The organism is Streptomyces chromofuscus (assembly GCF_015160875.1).
Classification (GTDB): domain Bacteria; phylum Actinomycetota; class Actinomycetes; order Streptomycetales; family Streptomycetaceae; genus Streptomyces; species Streptomyces chromofuscus.
Genome location: NZ_CP063374.1, coordinates 5,525,499 through 5,543,833, shown reverse-complemented (window position 1 = coordinate 5,543,833; position 18,335 = coordinate 5,525,499). Strand labels below are relative to the sequence as shown.

Annotated in this window: 20 protein-coding genes; 5 read left to right on the top strand and 15 right to left on the bottom strand. The window is 70.9% G+C overall.

All coding sequences use genetic code 11. The features are described from left to right. Positions 1 to 77 precede the first annotated feature (77 nt). From mobC to IPT68_RS25105, 4 genes are all read left to right on the top strand, one after another. The gene (gene mobC, locus IPT68_RS25120) at positions 78 to 575 is read left to right on the top strand and encodes a plasmid mobilization relaxosome protein MobC (protein WP_228039881.1); all 498 of its coding nucleotides are present in this window, start codon (positions 78 to 80) and stop codon (positions 573 to 575) included. Between the two features lie 15 nt (positions 576 to 590). Beyond that, positions 591 to 2,285: a relaxase/mobilization nuclease domain-containing protein gene (locus IPT68_RS25115; RefSeq protein ID WP_189696624.1), complete on the top strand. Its 1,695-nt coding sequence runs from the start codon at positions 591 to 593 to the stop codon at positions 2,283 to 2,285. A gap of 83 nt (positions 2,286 to 2,368) precedes the next feature. After that, positions 2,369 to 2,827, top strand: coding sequence for a hypothetical protein (locus IPT68_RS25110; RefSeq protein ID WP_228039879.1), 459 nt, complete (start codon positions 2,369 to 2,371; stop codon positions 2,825 to 2,827). Between the two features lie 79 nt (positions 2,828 to 2,906). Beyond that, positions 2,907 to 3,602, top strand: coding sequence for a hypothetical protein (locus IPT68_RS25105; protein ID WP_189696623.1), 696 nt, complete (start codon positions 2,907 to 2,909; stop codon positions 3,600 to 3,602). 155 nt (positions 3,603 to 3,757) lie between these two features. On the opposite strand, the gene IPT68_RS25100 is transcribed toward IPT68_RS25105, so the two are convergent. The 3 genes from IPT68_RS25100 to IPT68_RS25090 form a co-directional block, all read right to left on the bottom strand. Beyond that, positions 3,758 to 4,579, bottom strand: a complete 822-nt coding sequence (locus IPT68_RS25100; RefSeq protein WP_189696622.1) for a DUF317 domain-containing protein — start codon at positions 4,577 to 4,579, stop codon at positions 3,758 to 3,760. A 15-nt stretch (positions 4,580 to 4,594) separates the two neighbouring features. Continuing rightward, the gene (locus IPT68_RS25095; protein ID WP_189696621.1) at positions 4,595 to 4,885 is read right to left on the bottom strand and encodes a hypothetical protein; all 291 of its coding nucleotides are present in this window, start codon (positions 4,883 to 4,885) and stop codon (positions 4,595 to 4,597) included. Between the two features lie 121 nt (positions 4,886 to 5,006). Beyond that, positions 5,007 to 5,360, bottom strand: a complete 354-nt coding sequence (locus IPT68_RS25090) for a DUF317 domain-containing protein (protein ID WP_189696620.1) — start codon at positions 5,358 to 5,360, stop codon at positions 5,007 to 5,009. A 468-nt stretch (positions 5,361 to 5,828) separates the two neighbouring features. On the opposite strand from IPT68_RS25090, the gene IPT68_RS34650 reads away from it, so the two are divergent. After that, positions 5,829 to 5,954 (top strand): hypothetical protein, encoded by a 126-nt coding sequence (locus tag IPT68_RS34650; protein WP_265583810.1) that lies wholly within the window; start codon positions 5,829 to 5,831, stop codon positions 5,952 to 5,954. 10 nt (positions 5,955 to 5,964) lie between these two features. On the opposite strand, the gene IPT68_RS25085 is transcribed toward IPT68_RS34650, so the two are convergent. From IPT68_RS25085 to IPT68_RS25035, 12 genes are all read right to left on the bottom strand, one after another. Next, the gene (locus tag IPT68_RS25085) at positions 5,965 to 6,687 is read right to left on the bottom strand and encodes a dienelactone hydrolase family protein (RefSeq protein ID WP_189696619.1); all 723 of its coding nucleotides are present in this window, start codon (positions 6,685 to 6,687) and stop codon (positions 5,965 to 5,967) included. Between the two features lie 964 nt (positions 6,688 to 7,651). Next, positions 7,652 to 8,146, bottom strand: coding sequence for a CHAT domain-containing protein (locus tag IPT68_RS34260; RefSeq protein ID WP_228039877.1), 495 nt, complete (start codon positions 8,144 to 8,146; stop codon positions 7,652 to 7,654). 832 nt (positions 8,147 to 8,978) lie between these two features. Continuing rightward, on the bottom strand, positions 8,979 to 9,998 hold the full coding sequence (locus IPT68_RS25075) for a hypothetical protein (RefSeq protein WP_189696618.1): 1,020 nt from the start codon (positions 9,996 to 9,998) through the stop codon (positions 8,979 to 8,981). A 190-nt stretch (positions 9,999 to 10,188) separates the two neighbouring features. Next, positions 10,189 to 10,701, bottom strand: a complete 513-nt coding sequence (locus IPT68_RS25070) for a hypothetical protein (RefSeq protein WP_189696617.1) — start codon at positions 10,699 to 10,701, stop codon at positions 10,189 to 10,191. Positions 10,702 to 11,162: 461 nt separating this feature from the next. Further along, a complete protein-coding gene (locus IPT68_RS25065) occupies positions 11,163 to 12,203 on the bottom strand; it encodes a SpaA isopeptide-forming pilin-related protein (protein WP_228039876.1) in 1,041 nt (346 codons plus the stop codon). A gap of 61 nt (positions 12,204 to 12,264) precedes the next feature. Continuing rightward, positions 12,265 to 12,759, bottom strand: coding sequence for a hypothetical protein (locus IPT68_RS34255; protein WP_228039873.1), 495 nt, complete (start codon positions 12,757 to 12,759; stop codon positions 12,265 to 12,267). 40 nt (positions 12,760 to 12,799) lie between these two features. Continuing rightward, on the bottom strand, positions 12,800 to 13,666 hold the full coding sequence (locus IPT68_RS25060) for a DUF317 domain-containing protein (RefSeq protein WP_189696616.1): 867 nt from the start codon (positions 13,664 to 13,666) through the stop codon (positions 12,800 to 12,802). 33 nt (positions 13,667 to 13,699) lie between these two features. Beyond that, positions 13,700 to 14,335: an HAD family hydrolase gene (locus IPT68_RS25055; protein WP_189696615.1), complete on the bottom strand. Its 636-nt coding sequence runs from the start codon at positions 14,333 to 14,335 to the stop codon at positions 13,700 to 13,702. Then, on the bottom strand, positions 14,332 to 15,471 hold the full coding sequence (locus tag IPT68_RS25050; RefSeq protein WP_189696614.1) for an MFS transporter: 1,140 nt from the start codon (positions 15,469 to 15,471) through the stop codon (positions 14,332 to 14,334). The genes IPT68_RS25055 and IPT68_RS25050 overlap by 4 nt, the downstream gene beginning before the upstream one ends. A 17-nt stretch (positions 15,472 to 15,488) precedes the next feature. After that, on the bottom strand, positions 15,489 to 16,712 hold the full coding sequence (locus tag IPT68_RS25045; RefSeq protein WP_189696699.1) for an ATP-grasp domain-containing protein: 1,224 nt from the start codon (positions 16,710 to 16,712) through the stop codon (positions 15,489 to 15,491). A 93-nt stretch (positions 16,713 to 16,805) separates the two neighbouring features. Further along, on the bottom strand, positions 16,806 to 17,129 hold the full coding sequence (locus tag IPT68_RS25040; protein WP_228039871.1) for a hypothetical protein: 324 nt from the start codon (positions 17,127 to 17,129) through the stop codon (positions 16,806 to 16,808). A 32-nt stretch (positions 17,130 to 17,161) separates the two neighbouring features. After that, positions 17,162 to 18,334: an MFS transporter gene (locus IPT68_RS25035; RefSeq protein WP_228040604.1), complete on the bottom strand. Its 1,173-nt coding sequence runs from the start codon at positions 18,332 to 18,334 to the stop codon at positions 17,162 to 17,164. Position 18,335 lies beyond the last annotated feature (1 nt).

Genomic DNA, 18,335 nt, shown 5'->3' with positions numbered 1-18,335 from the left:
TCTCGGGGCGAGCAAGTTATCGGCCGAGACACTCTTCCCCGTCGGGGAAGGCGTCTTCGGCCGGGCCCGCCCCGGGGGTGGCGGGAGCGGACCAGCACCGGGGGGTGCTGGTCCGCGAGGCAGCGACCGAGGGCGGATCGCAGCCGGAGAAGCAGCCGTCGCCGCGCAAGCGCCGCGACGCGAAGAAGACCTCGCGCAAGCGCTCACCGAAGCCGCTCGCGCACAAGCGCGCCTACGTGTGCAGTGTCCGCCTGAACGACGATGAGAAGACCCTGCTCGCCGCCGCTGCGACCGCCGCCCGCACAACCCTGCCTGGTTTCCTGGCCCGCAGCGGCCTCGCCGCCGCCCGCGACCTCGATACGACCGCCGCCGCGATCGCCGGACGCCGTGAACTCGTCGCCGAACTGTTCTCCGCCCGCCGGCACCTCGGTCACGTCGGCAACAACCTCAACCAGATCACCCGCGCGATCAACGCCGGAGCCCACCCGCCCGAGCTCGACGCCGTCATCGCCGCCACCGAACGGGCCATCCAACGGGTCCAGCACGCCACCGACCAACTCCTCGACCAGGACTAGGAACACACGACCGGCATGATCCCCAGGATCCACAAGCGCGGGCAGCGCACCCTCGGCCTCCTCTACTACCTGTACGGGCCGGGCAAGTACGAGGAGCACACCGACCCGCACCTGGTCGCCTCCTGGGACCACAACGCCCCCGACCCCGGCCGCGACGAGTCCGCCACCCTCAAGCAGCTCCAGCAACTCCTCGACCAGCCCCTGGAGAACATCGACGAGGCCGAGCGACCGAAGAAGCACGTCTGGCACCTGTCCGTACGCAACGCCGCCGAGGACCGCATCCTCAGCGACGAGGAGTGGGGCGACATCGCCCGCCGCATGGTCGCCGCCGCCGGCATCGACGACCCCGACCAGGGCGCAGGCTGCCGGTGGGCGGCCGTCCGGCACGCCGACGACCACATCCACATCGTCGCCACCCTCGTCCGCGAGGACGGCTACAAGCCCGACCTCGACCACGACGCCGCCCGCGTTCAGGCCCAAGCCCGCACTCTGGAAGTGAAGTTGGGCCTGCGCCGTCTCAACAAGGGCGATGGCACTGCCGCGCAGAGACCCACCAGCGCCGAACGCCACAAGGCCGAGCGCCAGGGCCGGGAGCGGACCGCGCGAGAGGAGCTGCGCGAGACCGTGCGCCGCGCGGTGGCCGGCGCGACCAGCGAGGAGGAGTTCTTCGACCGGCTGGCCGCCGCGGGCCTGCTGATCCGCAAGCGGGCCGCCCCGTCCGGCGACCTGCTCGGGTACAAGGTCGCCCTGCCCGACGACCGCAACGCCCAGGACGAGCCGGTGTTCTACCCCGGCGCGCGACTCGCGCCGGACCTGTCCCTCCCCCGAATCCGGGAACGCTGGTCCGCCGACAGCCACGCCCCGAACACCGCGCCGAGCGGCGCGGCCTCCGCCCGCCGACGTACTGCCTCGGCCGCGTGGCAGGCGGTGCTGGTCGTCGAGCACGGCGACGACACGGTGGCCGCCGCGTACATCGCGGCGGCCGGGGAGGTCCTGGACGCGCTGGCGAAGACCTCCGCCGCCCACACCCGCCGCGAACTGCGGGAAGCGGCCTGGGCGTTCGAGCGGGCCTCCCGCTCCCACGTCCGGGCCGAGCGCGGGCACGACCGTGCTCTGCGGCAGGCCGCCCGCGACCTCGTCCGCAGCGGTCCCGCGCTCGGACGTGGCGAGGACGGTGCGACCACCGCGATGGCGATCGACATGCTGTTCTTCCTCATCACCGCCGCCGCCCACTGGCACGCGAAGAAGAACCACGCGCAGCAGGCCGCCGCCGCCCGCCAGGCCGCCGAGCATCTGCGTGCCGCCTACCAGGCCGCCGCCGCGCAGCCCCTCGGCGCTCTCTACCAGCGCGGCCGACGCCTCAACCGCCCTCTGCGGCAGCGGCAGACGGCGGTGCTGCGCGAGGCGCTGCCGGAGCTGGCCGAGCAGATCCTGGCCGAGCCTGGCTGGTACGCCCTCGCCGCCACTCTCGCCGACGCCGAGAGCGCCGACCACGACCCAGCCGTCCTGCTCGCCGAAGCGGCTGGGCGACGGGAAATGGAGAGTGCGGAGTCGGTCAGTGACGTGCTCGTGTGGCGGCTGCGCAGGGCTGCGGGCCTTCCCGCCGACACCACCGACGTGGCACCCGAGGGTCACGGCGCAGAGCGGTCCACGCGCCGTGCGCAGCGGCCGGCGCAGGGGCGGAGCGGATCCCGTAGCCGCAGGCAATGACTGTTGGCTTTGTGAATGGAAGCTGGTCGGGGAGCTGGGGCACGATCATCATGTGTGCAGGACGAGACGAGGGAGGACCACGGTTGTTCCACCGGATACGCCGCCGCCGCGCGGAGGAAGAGATCGCCGGGATACTGCGGCAGCACGCGGAGTTTCAGACGCGCATGGCCGCCGACCAGGCGGCGCTGTCGCACCTCGCACAACCGGCCGCGGTACCGGTGCCGCCCGTTGAGCCGGCACCCGCGGTGGCCGACTTCCTGCCGCCGGAGCTGCGGGTGCCCAGCCACGATCAGGTCGAGGGCCGGATGATGCCCTGGCCGTGGCCGGTCGTCCTCGACGGCGAGGTCGTCGCCTGCGCCGAGTGCGAGACGTACCGGGACTGGCTCATCATCTCCACCCGCGGTCAGGTGTGGCTGCGCTGCCGGGCCGGGCACGAGCAGCTCGAACCGCGTCTGGACACCGCCTGGTTCAACCGGCACTCCGGCCCCTCGGATGCGACGCACGCGACGTTCGAGGACTGCCTGCGCCACCTCGGCCACTGACCCCTCCCCTGCGACCCCACCGGGCCCACGGGCCCGTACTGCCCGACCTGCCACCTAAATAGCACCAAGGGGTCTCTCCGTGCGTGTTCGCGTCGCCACCGCCCTCGGCCTCACCGCCGTCACCGTCCTCGCCCTGCCCGCCTGCTCCACCAACTCCAGCGAGGCGAAGCCCGCCATCTCGTCCGCTGCCCGCGCCGGCACCCCGGCGAACGGCGAACGGCAGACCGCGCCGCTATCGTCGGCCGCGCTGGAGCCTCTCCTGCTCGACGAAGACGACCTCGGCAGCGGCTACACCCGCGCGCCCGAGCGCCCCGCGCAGCACGACGACGTCACCGTCCTCGGTTGCCCCGCCCTGGACAAGCTCGGCGGCGACGCGATCACCGGAGGCTCGCTCGACTTCCCCCGCAAGGCGAAGGCGTCCTTCACGTACACGGGCGGCAGCGACTCGGAGGTGTCCGAGGAGCTGTACAGCGACTCCGCCGACAAGCTTTCCGACGACACCGGCCGGATCTTCGCCGCGATGACCGGATGCCCGGAGTACCAGGTCCTCGTCGGCAGCAACGCGATCGACGTCACCACGCAGAAGATGTCCGCGCCCCAGCTCGGTGACGAGCGGTGGAGCATGCTCCTCACCTTCTCCGCCGGCGGGCAGGACAGCGTCGTCAAGCAGACCACGGTCCGCGCCGGGAACGTGCTGGTGAACGTCTCCGGCTCCCCCTCCCTCGTCGACCGTCACCTCGACAAGGCTCTCGCCAAGGCGACAGCATCCCGCTGACGCTCCCCCCACGCCACGGCGCCCCAGGCCACACAACGGCCGGGGCGCCGTGGCGTATCCGGCGCTTGGAGGCGTAGGAGCAGGCCGGTACAGCACACAGCCCGGCCCCCCGAATCGGGGGGCCGGGCTTTCGTATGCGAATGGTGCGCCGGTACTCAGCCGGCCGGGGCGCGCAGGAGTCGGTCCCGCGTGCTCTCGGGCAGGACCCGGCGCAGGACCGGCGCGGTGGAGCTGAGGGAGGCAGCGAAGGCGGCGACGAGGTCGTGCGGCACGCTGGCGCTGAAGGACACGGCCCACAGGCAGGGTGCACCCAGGACAGGCTGTGCCCATGCCTGCCATCCGGCAGGTCCCGTCTCGTCCGCCGCGACGGTCAGGGTGCGGGGGTCGGCGTCCTGGATGAGGGGCGGCACCTCGCCGAGGCTGAGGTGAGAGGTGAAGGTTGGGTCCGTAGCCCCAGCGTCGGGCTGGTCGACATCGAGGAGCCAGCCGTGCGTGGTGACGGCGTCGAGGACCAGCTCGGGCCCGGTGAACGCGGCGGTGGGCTGGTCACGGGCGTCGAGCGCGAGGAGGAAGTCAACGAGGACCTCGCCCGGGACGTCGGGGGTGAAGTAGGCGGACCACTGCGCAAGCGGCGTGGTCCCGTCCTCGCGGGCGGAGACCTGCCACGCAATCGGCAGCTCGCCCAGGTGGAACGGCTCGTCCGGCAGCACCCATTGGGCCCACCGGAGGGTGTCGGGGCTGATGTGAAGGACGGTGCTGCGCAAGACCTGCCGGTCCTCCGGCGCCTCGTCCGGCTCCTGCCGTCCGCGGACAATCGCCAGGCTCGTCCAGCCGAGACCGGCGAGCGTGTCGGCGACGGCGTCGTAGAGACGTCCGTCGTCACCGGCCAGGTGCCGAGGGCCGACCCAGTACGCGGGCTGGGCGCGGTTCGGGGTGGACGGGTCGAACGGGGAGTTGGGGTTCAGGGGCGCCTCCAAGGGCTCGGTGCGGGTCTACTTACCGCCGGCGGTGCGGCGGGGGCGGCGCGGTGGCGGCTGGACGGGGGCCTGCCAGGTCAGGGCGACGGCTACCTCGGGCGGCAGATGCCCGAGCTGGCTGTCCGCGTCCCGTCCCTCGGCCAGGTAGACAACGGGCCGTCCGGCCTCATCGCGGGCTTCGACGACCAGCGCCGCGCGGTGGGCCATGGGGAAGAACGGGTTCATCGCCAGCCGCAAGGGCGCGGTCCGGTCGCAGGTGGACAGACGGTCTATGAGATCACCGACGGTCATCTCCGAGGGCTCCACGGGAAGTCTCCTTGCATGGGGAAGCAGGTTTACAGGACGGCGGAGTATCGCACCGTTCGATGGGTGGGAGAGGGATTGCAGGGCCGAGTCGAGTCTCCCGAAGCCGACTCGAGTTTGCCCCTCACAGGGGCCGGGAGGTCCCCAGCACGCGCGTCACGGCGGCGGCAACGATATCGGCCGGCGTCTCGGTGTCGAACGAGATGCTGTACCCGGGGACCTTCGCGGTGCCGGTGACGGCGATCTTCCATCCCTCGCCGTCGGTCCCGGGGCGGCCGAGCGGGAACCACCCCAAGTAGAAGCGGCCGTCCTTCGAATTGACGTGAACGTCGGCGCGGTCGTCCACGACCATGCGGAAGTCGTCGGCGGAGAATTGATCCATCACGAGCGTGGGCTGGCCCGGGCCAAGCTGCCAGTCACGCAACTTCAGGACCTGGACAATGGTGGAGAATCCGGGGCTCACGGGAGTCACGGTCACGGGCGATCACCTCTCTGACCTGGGAGTTTCGGGGAAGGTCGTTTAGGTTGACATGTCCCTGCGCTCGTTGGCCAGTCATTCTTGGATCTTCCCTGTCTGCCACCGGCGAACTACTGCCCGTCGCCAATTGTGGGGTCTCAGATCCCGTTGCCGAATCTCACGAACCGTGGCCACTCGAAGGCCACTTGGCCCTCCACTCGGGAAGCTGCGATGAGACCCCAAGCAGCCCTGCGTGTATTCACTACGGCCTGTGACCAGCGTTCGGTGTGGAATTTGGCGTGGTGCTCCATGTTGCGCTTGGTTCGCAGACGGCCGGCTGCTGGCCGCCAACCCCGGCCCGGGCGCTGGTGGTCGAGTCGGTCGCCTGCCTGGCGAGCCGCAAGGTACGGGCCGAGTGCCTCACGGCGTGGGCCCAGCTGATGGAGGCGCTGGTGGCCGAGCGCCGCCCCGACCGGCCGGGTACCGCCGATGGCCGGTACCGCCGTGATCGAGGCGGTCGTGCATCTGCCGGCCACCACCATCGAGGAGGGCCGGGACCTGTCCTCGATGAGCGGCATCCTGGCCGACACCGCCTACCGTCTGCTGCCGACCTGAGGGCCCGGCCTCACTTCAGGTGCCGGCCGAAGAACCGGTTCCCGTCGTCCACCTCGAACCACGGGGTACCGGTGTGCCCGCCCATATTGGCGTGCAGCGTCTTCTCCTTGGTGCCGAAGGCGTCGAACAGGTCCAGGGCCCGCTGCCGGGGATTCCCTTCGTCGTCCCACTGCAGCAGGAACAGCAGCGGAATGGTGACCTGCCGGGCCTCCTCGCGCTGGGCGCGGGGCACGTAACCCCCGGCGAAGAAACCGGCGGCCGCGATGCGCGGCTCGGCCACCGCAAGGCGGATGCCGACGGCGGTCCACCCCGAGTACCCGACCGGGCCGCCGATCTCGGGCAGCGAAAGGAGGGCGTCCAAGGTGGTCCGCCATTCCGGGACCGCCTTTTCGACCAGCGGGCCGACGAAGGACTCGAAGATCTCATCGACCGGCTCGCCGACCTGCATCGCCCGGCGGAGGTCGGCGCGAGCCTGCTCGTCGGCGGCGGAACGGGGCCGGTCACCGCACCCGGCGGCGCCGATGGTGGCCACCGCGTAGCCGTACGCCGCGGTGTGCCGGGCCCGGGCCACCAGCCGGGCGTCCCTCTTGGGCAGGCCGTTGTTGTGGGCCATCAGGATCAGCGGGGCCGGTGCGGCGGATTCGGGCGTCCACAGGGTGCCGGGGATCTCGCCGAGGGTGAATTCGCGTTCGAGGACGCCGTCGTCGAGGCGCTGTTCGGAAGTGAATTGCAAGGTCGTGCCTTTCGGGAGTGCGCAGGGACGGCGCTCCCGGACGACCTATCGCCCGACCGTGACCCCGGAGGGGAGCACCCACGTCGATACGTTCACGGGTACCACCTCCTCGTTCTCTCGCACGGCCTCCGGAAAAGTAGCAGTGGTCGCCGTGGTCCGGCCAACGGGTTTTTGCGGAGGCCGTGTAGTTAAGGGCTTCGGGCCTGTGACGTGATCGCGGCGGACGAAATCGGAACACCACGCAGAGCTACTTGGGGTCTCATCGCAGCTTCCCGAGTGGAGGGCACAACCTGACCTGCGGTGGCGCGTGCCTGTGGGCCGTCAGCGTCTTGGTCCTGGTCAGTCTCCAGCGCTGTCGCCGTCGCCACCCGCGCCGAACCCGCCCGCCCGCGGCTGCCGTGCGGCCTTCACCCAGTCAGTACGTCGTACCCGGCCGCCGGACAGGATCGACACGACGGCCCCCAGACCTGACAGAACCCCCCAGGCCGCGGCCATCCGCAAGTCCCGCCGCTCTCGTCGCAGCCGACGGCGCGCCCCACCGAATCCCTGTCCCTCCCGCCATCCGACGCTTTCCCGCCATTCGGCGGTCGTCTGCCGTCCGGCGGTCGCCTGCCGTTGCCTGCACGCGTGAGGTTTCGCCAGGGACACCCCGGCGTCGTACAGCTCGCCGCACTTACGGCACGTGAACACGTTCACCGTGTCGCCCTCCCCACTCAGGCCCGTAATGGTATCGAGCGCCGCCGCAGCCTCCGCGACAGCGGCTCTTCTACCCGCATCAGGGAAACCAGGACCGCGTACGGGCGGTCGGCGCCTGGTCCGGGACCTGCGTAGTACGGCCGCCCGTAACTGATCGGATCGATATCCCGAAGGGCACGAAACCGAGCACGTCGACGGTCCGCTTCGTGTGCAAAAGCAAACGGGTCAAGTCCTCCTCGGTGAGCGGCACCATGCGCCCGTCGCCCAGCTACGCCGGAGGAGGCGTCACCAGACGCGTCGCACCGGGGTCGACATCGGGGGCGCAGGCCAGCGTCGGAAGGTCGTGGTCCTGAAGACCACTCAGCTCGATCGCCGCCCGGCTGAGGAGGTGCGCGGACTGGATCGACTGGCCTTCGGCGACGGAGGCGTAGAACCGCGCGGCGTACACGATGGCGTCGGTGTCACCGATGGAGTCGGACATGCCGATGGCGAACGGCACGGTGTCCACCAGGTTTTTGGTCTGCGCCGCGGAGTGACAGGAGTTGAGCAGGACCAGCAGCGGCTTCTCATCCAGAGCTGCGATGGCCCGGGCGAACGCGCCAGCGGTCACGATGGCGCCCTGGTGGGGTGCGTCCACATCCTGCTCGAACTCGATCAGGTCGCCCGTGCTGTGGCCGGAGAAGTGGACGACGTGCGGCCGGAACCGGGTCAGTGCGTCCAGGAGGATATCCGTCGTCGCGGCCGGGTGAACGTCCAGTTCCACGAGACCGGTGCGTTGCACTCTGCACGGCCCCGCGGATTCGCTCCTGCTCCCGTCCTACGCGAAGACCGCCGTCGGACGTGGCGCCCAGCAGCAGCACCCGCAGCTTCTCCGGCTTGGGGGCCCGTAGTTCCGTCAGCACCGTGCGCACCTGACCCTCTGCCGTCGACAGACGGCTCACGATTTTCCGCTGTTCGGCCGCGGCACGCCGCTCGGCCTGCTGCTGTTCGCGTTGGCGGGCCTTCTCTGCAGCGACACGCTCGGTCTGCTCCGCCTTCGCCAGCTTGGCCGACAGCTCCGCGGCCTCCTTGCTGAGCTTGCCCATCGTGGCGCTCCACGTGCTGGCGTCGTGGCCTGCTTTGTTGGCCTCGTTGTCGTACCGCTGCGCGGTACGCAGCTTGCTCTGCATCGTGCTCGGACTGCTCGCCTTGGCAGCGGCCGCCCGCTCCTTCGTGGCCTTTCCTCGCTTGTCGGCCTCCTTCTTGCGGAAGTCACCGACCTTCCTCTCCGCGTCAGCGCGTGCCTTGTTCTTCCGGTCCAGCTGACTGCGGTAGTAACTCGCGTTCACGGGCGTGCCTCTCTTCCGTTCTGCCAGCCAGGCTACGGCCGCCCACTGACAACGCCCCTGCCGTCGTCGTCTCACGCCCAAGAGGCGGGGAGTACGGCGAGACGCCGGTCGTCACCCGCGTCGAGCCGCCCGAGCACCCGGGCCGCGGAGAGGAACATCGCCCAAGATCGAACAGTTGCCCACCCCGCGCCAGCTGGTTCGGGACGCGCTCGAACATCCACGGGGAGTCAGATGTTCATGCACGCGATGTTCTCCCGCCGCCGCTGGCTACGGCACTGGCGGCCCGCCGACGGGGTCTCCTGGAGCCGTGCCGCCTCGGGCTCCGGTGAGCCCGATGCGGCCAGCCAGCTCATCCACGGCGCGGCGGTCCTTGTCGGACAGGTTCGCGCGCACGCCCAGGGAGATCCCCACGTCGGGGTCGTCGGGCGTCGGGATCATTACAGCGGCGCCCACGAACGGGGTGGTGTCGGGCAGCAGTGTGGCCAGGCGCTGCGCCCAGACCGCTGGCGAACGTATGTAGGCGGCGCCCGTACGGGCCGCGTCGACCAGGAGGATGGTGGGCATGGACTCGGCCTGCCGGATCTTCTGCTCGTCCTCCAGGACGGCCCGCACCTGGTCCTCGGTGTCCATCAGGTGAGGGCCCGGCTCGCTGCCCCAAAAGCCGTTCGTGACGGCGACCCGCGAGCCGTTCGGCAGGTCGTCCGCATGGTGGATCCCGACGCGGAGCAGGAGGCGCTTGCGGGCTGCCCAGGGCTGGTCCACCTCGGTCACTGCGGTGCCCAGGTTCCCGCTGCGCACGCGCTGAACGGTCTCTTCGACCACTTTGGCCCGCACGGCGGCCTTGATGATGAGCGGCTGGGAGTCGGGCATGAGGTGTACGAGGACCGGCGGGTCAATCCCGGCGAGCGCGTCCTCGAGTTCGTCGTGCAGGTCCCGAAGGCCGTCCAGGCGGCGGGCCTTGACCTCGATGCCGAGGTCCATCTCGCGCAGCACCAAGTCTGGCTGGGGTTCCCCGTTGCGTTGGCCGAAGTCGAAGGGGACACCCGCACGCGCGAGCTTGGCGCCAGCGACAAGTTCGGCCCGCACGATCAGGAGGTCGTCGAAGGTGCGGGCCCGGCGGAAGTCGCCCTGCACGCTGCTCAGCCGCTCGGGCTGCGCCTTCTCCAGGGCCTCGATGATGTCCTCGAAGGCCATGACGGTGCCCGAGGCGAAGCTGTCCGGGACGCTGTTCCCGGCGGCCTCGGCAATCAGATCGCACAGGGGGTGGTCCTGCGGAGTCCTGTCCATCCAGGCATGCAGGAAAGGAAATGACGTACTCACGTGATGTCCCTCGGAGTCGTGCCGGACAGATGGTGGCGGCACGGCCAGCGTACGCACGGGCGGGAACAGGCCGCACCATGTATCCAGGGCGCCCGCCGGACAGCCCTTCGCAACGACCGTGCCCATGGCGCTCGTTGGAGATGCGGCCAGCCTTCCGTCAGGCTGCTTCCGGTCGTGCGGACCACGGCGGCCGCGGCCGGGTTGGCGTGACCGGCCTTCTCAGTGGGTGTAGGTCAACGCCACGCCGCGCACGGTGCGCAGGCCGCTGGATTCGCGATGGTCCAGCCCCGTCCACTTCGGCGGCGATCCAGATCCCAACCCCACCGAAGAAGGCGATGGCCCCGCCCCCGGTGACCCGATGGACGACATCCCCGGATGTGGTCAGCGCGACCAGCGGCCCGAGAACGAGCAGGGCCAGGCCGCAAGCCGCAGTCACGACGGATCCGGCGACCGCGACGATCTCCGCCTGGCCCGGTGTCAGCTCGAAGCGGCCCTCTTGGAGGATCAGTGCGGCGGCCATACCGATCAGCACCGTCGCGGCGGCGAGTACGGTCAGCGCCAGCCAGGGGTGACCCGTCACGGCGCTGACGACGGCCCCGGCCAGACAGATGACGCCAACGCCGACTCCGCCAAGGCCGTAGGGCAACGGACTGTCTTCGGCGAGGTGCACGAGTCCCCGAACCAGGCCACGGCCAAGAACCGCGGCGAAGAAGGGATGATCTCGAAGGCGCGGCGAAGAAGCCAGGAGACGGATACCCAATCAAGCGGGTGCGTCTCCGGCGGTCCGTTCCTCGCTCGCCCGGCAGGCGGGGCATACGAGCTGGGCTTTGCGCCTGTATCGGCAGGTCAGCCCCTGGCAGCAGGAGCATGGGCCGACCTGCTCGGGGGAGCAGCCCAGCATGAGCGCGGCGGATACTCGGTCCGTCGTGGGATCGATACGTCTGGGCGTCTCGTCCATGTATCCGAATTTATGCCCAGCGCCCGATTCTGGCGGGCCATGATGGCGGCCGGTCGGCCGACGTGTGCGACGAGGTCGCACATTAGCGCTTGAGTTGACGCGCAGGAGGTCGGATACGTACCAGGCCCCCGGGACTCGGTCCCGGGGGCCTGATATTGGGGGGGGAAGGTCGATCAGTTGGTCTCGGCGTTCTCGTCCTGCTCGGGCTCGGAGTCCGTGCGGCGGCGCACGGCGACGACTGCGCCGATGCCGCTGGCGAGCAGGAGTCCCGCACCGCCGAGGATCCACGGCGTGGCGTCGGCACCCGTGTGGGCGAGGGAGCCGGCTGGGGCCTTCGGCGACGCGGAGTCCGTCCCATCCGCGGACGGGACGAGCGAGGACTCGGTGTCCGGCTTGTCGGTGGCCGTCGGGTTGGGCTTCGACCCGCCGGCGGCGCTCTGGGTCGGCTTGTCCGTGGGGGTGGGCGGGGTGTCGGTCGGCTTGTCCGTGGGCTTCTCGGTCGGGGTGGGCTTCGGCGTGGTGGCGGTCTTGGCGTTGGTGACGGTCACGGTGACGGGGGCGCCGGGCCCGGCGGTGAAGGTCTTCGCGGGCTTGTAGAGATCGTAGCCTTCAGGGGCCTTGACCTGCTTGACCCAGAACTCGGCCTTGCGGCTGGGCACAGGGAGTTCGCCGGTGGCGGTGCCCTTCGGGCCGGTGGTGAGGGTGAGCAGGGTCGTCTCGCCGCTGCCGATGTTCACGGTGGAGCCGGGCAGGAGCTTGCCGGTCTTGTCGTCCTTGGCCTTCAGGAGGACCTGGGCGGGCTTGAACGGGTCGACGATCGTCAGGCTGGCGGTGGCGCCAGGGGTGACGATGACGTCCTGGTCGGCGACGACGTCGTGGAGCGGGCTGCCTGAGGTGGTCTCCTTCAGCCGGTAGATGCCGGGCGCGAGATCGGTGAAGGTCAGCTTCCCCTGGGCGTCGGTGCTGCCGCTGTCGGCCTCCTGGCCGGTGGCGTCGAGGAGGAGGAAGGCAGCGCCTTCGAGGACGTCACCGGCCGGGTCCTTCTTGACGATGGCGACGCTGCCCGTGTCGGGCTCGGGGGTCTCGGTGGCAGCGGCGGAGGGTGTCGGCTCGGTCGTCTGGGCGGTCGCGGTCGGGGCCCAGGTGAGGGTACCGGTCACCGCCGCGGCGACCGCGACGGCAACGGGAAGGCGGCGGGCAGGACTGATACGCAAGAAGGAACTCCTGAACGAAGAAGAGGATGACGATGGGGCTGCCGCGCGGGGCTGCGGAGGTTCAGAGGGAGCGGCTCCCGCCGCGGGCGGTGGGCGGTGACGGGACCTTCCGGGCGGTGCGGCCCGAGGTGCGCGACGGCGCGGGCGTCTTCCAGGCACCGGGGAACCACACGGACGTGTACTGCTCGATGGCGGCACGTAGTCCGCTGGTGTGGGCGCCTTCCCATGGCACCCAGTCGGGCCGGTCGCGGAATTCGTAGATCGTGCCGTACCCCGATTCCCGCGGGCTGCGGCCCCGGGCCGCGTCGCGGTGGTCGAAGGTCTTGTGATCCTCAAACCGTAATGCCACGGCGTCGAGTTCACCGGTGTCCTGGTGCATGGTCGCAAGCCGCAGGCCGTCGTACTCGTCTGCGCGGATGGTCCGGGCGAAGTCGATCCGCAGCCGTAGCGGGCCGCCAGGGGTAGGCATCGCGTAGTAGGTGTTGCCGACCACAGCGGCATCGGCGAGCGGGAGCTTGAGGTGCTCCATAAAGAACTCGCGGGCGTACAGGGCCAAGCGGATGCCTCCGGTCGGACGGTCAGGGCGGGACGGGTGGTCAACGGCGAGACCCGGGCAGGGCCGACCGACTGGTGGTACTCCAGCGCGGGACGCTGGAGGCGGGAAGCGCAGCCGGGCGCCGGGCAGCGGCGCGCTGGATGTCGAGCGGTGTCGGGGCCGACGGACGCGGCGGGATGACCGGGGTGAGCTGAGCCATGCCCTCGACATAGCTGTACGTTTCTTCCCGCCAGCGGGGCAGCGGCGCGGGATCGGAGACGCACTCCGTAACGGCCCTGAGCAGGGCCACGGGGGTGTCGGTGCTGGCGGTGGCGTACCAGGCCGGGCGGTCGATCGAGGTGCCGGCCCACAACTGCCAGCGGGCGTCGCGGGTGGTCAGCTCGCTTTCCAGGTCGAGGCGTCCGGTGGTGAACTCCAGCCCGGCGAGGCCGTCGGCCGACTGGATCGCGAAGACGCCCCAGCGGGGGTGGTCGATCTGCCAGCCGCGGTTGATGAGCGGTACGACGGCGAGGAACGGGTCGCGGTCCGCGCTGCCCGGCTTCGGCGTCGCGAGGTAGGCGTTGGGGCCCTGTTCGTACGCCTCGGCGAGCGCGGTGGTGAACGCGGTGACGAACTCGGTGGGGCAGGAGTCGTTGAAGCAGACGCCCCAGACCGGCGGGCCGAAGGGATCCTTGTAGGCGTTGATGCGCCACAGGCCGTCGTCCTCGCCTTCGGGCAGGTAGCCGAGGCGGACCTTGCGGTCGGGGGCGTGGACGTAGGCGTTGCCGAGGTCGTCGTGCTCCGGTTCCCAGCCGAGGTTGAGTAGTGGCGCAAGGCCGGGGTCGCCGATCGCGGTGGTGGCGGCGAGGTAGCGCGGGGAGACGTAGACGTCCCCGTCGATGGTGCGAAGGTCGTCGTGGGGTGGCACGCGGGTCCTGAGAGGTAGGCGTTGGGGAGCGGCTCAGCCGGTGCTGGGCAGCAGTGCTGCTTCCAGGTCGGCGGGCTGGCCGGTGTAGTGCAGCGTGCGCAGCCCGAGGCGGGCAGCGGCGCGGCAGTTGTCCACCCGGTCATCGACGAACAGCACGCGCTGCGGGTCGACGGCGCCGGTGGCATCCAGGGCCTGCTGGTAGGCGGCCGGGTCCGGCTTGCACACCTCCAGCCGGGCCGAGTACAGGGCCCGGGTCATCAGGCGGCGGCGCCAGTCGAGGGTGTCGAGGACGTCGCTGAGAGGGTGAGGCGCGTTGGACAGCAGCACCATGGGCAGTTCGCGCCGATGGGCGCTGTGCAAGACGGCGAGGACACGGTCGTCGGTGTGCGTCCACATCGCGGTGTCCGCAGCGCGCAGTTCACGCAGCATGCGCGGGCCGGGATGGTAGCCGAGCACGCGGGCCCAGTACGCCAGGTCGCTCAGCTGGCCGGCGTCGTACACCTCGCGGGCTTTCCAGAAAGCGCTCTGGAACGAGGCGACATCGTCGTCGGGCCAGGCGGCGAGGCGGGCGAGGTGACGCCACTGCTCGGCGCCGGGTTGGAGGCCGATGACGCCGTTGTAGTCGAGGATCACAGCGTCGGGGCCGGTGGTCGCGGTGGTGAGGGTCAAGGGGAGGTGTTCTCCAAGGCACGATGGGACAGGGCGGCGACGGCGGCTGCGAGCAGGGCGGGCAGCAGCAGTGCGGTGGACAGGGTGGTTACGGTGGCGAGGGCGCCGATGAGAGCAGGCCCGGCGAGCAGGCCCAGGTAGCCAGTCACGGCGACCGTGGCCACGGCCCTGGGGCCGCCGACTCCGGCAGCGCTGATCAGGCAGGGAACGGTGATGGACAGGCCGAGCCCGAAGACCGCCCAGCCGGCCAGAGCCAACGGCGTGCTGGAGGTGACGACGCCGGTGGCAAGCCCGGCCGCTGCGAGGATCGCGCCGGCCCGTACGACACCGGGGGCGCCGAAGGCTGTGGTGAGCCGGTCGCCGGCCAACCGTCCGACCGTCATGGCCCCGCTGTAAAGAGCGAACGCGGCTGCGCTCACGGCCGTCGAGGCATCCAGACTGTGCAGATGGACGGCGGCCCAGTCAGCTGCCGCTCCCTCCCCCAGCAGGCTCGATGCAGCCAGCGCGCCCAGCAGCCACAGCTGCCCTGACGAGAGTGCCGACCGGGACTCGTTCTGCCCGGGGTTGGCGGGTGCAGGTGGTTGATCGGTGCCGTTCAGGGAGCGGGTTGCCGGTGCGGCAGCGAGCGCGGCCCCGGTGAGGACCAGGCCGGTGGCGAGGAAGAGGGCGCTGTGCGCGGTGTGGGCGGTGACGGCGGCCAGGGCGGCTCCCGCGAGGGCGCCGATGGAGTAGGCGGCGTGCAGGCCGGACATGATGGGTCTGCCGTAGGCGTTCTGGCAGCGCACCGCCGCCGAGTTGGCGGCAACATCCAGCACACCGTGCGCGATACCGAAAGCAAGGGCGGCCGTGAGCAGGGACGGCAGGCTGTCGCATTGCCCCAGGAGGGCGAGGCATACGGCAAGGCCGGCGGCGCCGGAGGTGAGCAGGGCAGGAAGGCGGGCTGGCCGGGCGAGCCGGCCTCCGATCTGCAGTCCTGCGACCATGCCGAGCGCGGCGGCCAGCAGCACCAGGGCCAGGTGTGCGGTGCTCAGGTGGGCGGCCTGCTGAACGGCCGGCATCCGGGCGCCCCAGACCGCCATCACCACGCCGAGGCCGAGGAAGTAGCCGGTCAGCAGCCCCCGGCTACGGCGGGTCATGAGGGGTGGTGCCGTCTTCAAGCGAGGAGATCCCTACCGGTGTCCTGGCTGGCTTGATGGGGCGCCACGTCGAGGGTGAGGGTGCGGAGCGCCTCTTGGCCGCGGTGCCGGGCGTCTTCGGCGGAACTGCCAGTGGTGATCAGGAAGCCGATCCGAGCGAAGAACATGTCTCCCTCGGGCGGGAGCAGCAGCCGGTCGCCGACGCTGCGCTGGAAGGAGATCCGCTCCAGCCACGGCGGCCGGGGACCGTCAAAGCGGAGGGCGGTGAGGGTGCCGGAGGTCTCGGGGTAGATCAGGTGGATCGCGGCGGCTGAGCACTGGGTGGGGGTGAGGTCGGGGGCGTGGTCGCAGGCGATGTCGGCAGCCACACGGGGCAGGTCGATGCCGGTGGCGAGGCGTACCAGATGGCCGATCATGTCGCCGGCGATGCGGCCGTTGACTTCGACAAGTCGCGCCCGGCCGTCGACGAGGCGCATCTCGACGTGGCTGACGCCGTCGGTGATACCGAGCGCGCCGATCGCGGCCCGCGCCGCCGGGGCGACCACGTCGAGGAGCGGGTCGGACGCGTCTACGGAGTGCGAGAGTTCCTCAAAGAAGGGCGGTGCGCTGACGGTCTTGCGGGTGATGGCGACGACGGTGGTGCGGCCCTGATAGGTGACGCATTCGACCGAGACCTCGGGTCCGTCGAGGTACTCCTCGACCAGCACGCTCGTGTTCTCCGCCCCCAGAGCGGCAGCGCGGGCCGTGAAGTCGTACGCGGCGGTGAGCTGGTCGTGGTTGTCGACGCGGATCACACCGATGCTGGCCGCGTGCGCGGCGGGCTTCAGGACGACCGGGTAGCCGATCCGCTCGGCCGCGGCCTGCGCCTCCTGGCAGGTGCGCACGCTCACCGACGCGGCCGACGGAACACCGTGGCGGGCGAACAGGCTCCGCGCGGTGGCCTTGTTGCGGCATGCCTGCATCACCTCGGGGGCGGTGGTGGGCAGGCCCAGCTGGCGTGCCAGGCGGGCGACCGGGACGAGGTACCACTCTGTCCAGGTGAACACGCCGGCCAGCTCGTAGCGGTCGACGAGGGCCCGGCCGGCGGCGGACAGCGCCGCCTGGTCAGTGGGGTCGGGCACGACCACGCAGTCCCGGATGAACGGCACCTCCCACGAGGGTTCCTCGCTGGTGATCAGGACGACGTCGTACGCGGCTGCCACGGACTCAAGGCAGTAGCCGCGATACGCCTCGGCTTCCATGTCGGCCGCGGCCACGACCAGAACGACAGGACGGTCGGACAAGAAGGTGCTCCTCAAGGAATCAGGTGGCGGAAGAGTTCTGCAGACCAGTAGTCACGGGCTGCGCCGACGGCGGACCTCGATGGCGCAGGCCCACTGCGGGTGCTCGGCGAGCAGCCGTCTCGCGTAGAGCGCGGTGTAGTTGTTGTTGAGGCCCTTCACGCCGTGCGGGTGGCGCCACCGCAGAGCCTCGAACAGCGCCTTCATACCGACCCTCTTGGCTCCGGCGGCGAGGCGCTGGACGACGAGCTGCTCCAGGGCCCGGTACACCCAGGGATGGCCGGCATCGAAGGCATGGAACTGCTCGGTGATCGTCGGCCGCACGTCATGGTGCGGAAGGTCGAGGCCGGGCAGACCGTCCTGCGTGATGGTGGACATGAGCGTCGAAGGCTCCTCTCGTACCGGGAGGGTCAGGCCGGGAATGTGGGCAGAGCGGGCAGGGTGCGCAGGCGGGTGAAGACGACCGCGAAGCCGAGGGCCTGCAGGACGGCCGCCGCGGTGATGGCGTGCCCGAGCTGGGCGGGGGGCACGGCCGCGACGAGCAGGCCGGCGGCGGGGAAGGGCAGCAGGAGCACCAGGACCGTCACGGCGAGGGTGCTGCCGAAGACGTCGGGCGGGATCAGGCGGGAGCGCAGGGTTCGAAAGACGACCGTGAGGCTCCCTTCGCCGGCCATCACGACGGCGATCAGCAGGAGATAGCCGCGGTAGGTGTCGGCCTGGGCGACGGCGAACGTCGCTGTGGCCGCGACGGCGGCGGCCACGGCGCCGACCGGCCACAGGCCCCAGCGGTCAATCGCGCTGCGAGATGCGGTGATGGCGAGCAGGGAGGCGACGGCTGCGGCAGACCAGATGAGTCCGGCATCCGCGCTGGAGTGGTCCAGCTCGGTGACGACGACGACCGGGACGGCGGCCTGCAGGAGGGCCATGGCTCCGTTGGAGACGACCAGGCCGCCCACCAGCCAGGCGAGGGCCGGCAGCGAGCGCAGCGTCGCCCAGCCCGCCCGTAGCCCCCGCTTGCCAGTAGCCACGCCGAGCGGCGCGGTGCGCACCCGGGGGCCGAGTGCGGCGGCGAGGAGCGAGAGGCTCGCGAGTGCTCCGAGCATGACGGCCGATCCGCCATGTTCCAGGAGCAGGCCGGAGAGCGCAGGCCCGGCCAGAGTGGCGGTCTGGTCGATCCCCAGCAGGACGGACTGCACCCGGTGGGCCCGGGGGCCTGCCTTCCGGCTCGCCTCACTGCCGGCCGTTTCAGCCGCCACGAAACTGAACTCAGTGAGCACGCCGGTGGACGCGGCGAGCAGCATCACCGTGACCGTCGCGGCTGGCGTTCGAGCATCGAGGCCCATGAGAACGACGGCGGCGGCGAGCACGACCAAGGCCCGCGCGAGACAGGCGGCACGGAAGATGCGAGCCGTGCAGTAGCGGTCGACGACGGTCCCGGCCACGGTGAACGCCCCGATGCGCGGAATCCACTCCAGCGCGAAGGCCAGCCCGGTCAAGGTCGCCGATCCGGTGGTAGCCAGGACGAGCAGGGGGATGCCGTAGGTGGTCATCGCGAACGCGGCGGCATCCGCCCCACGCGGCATA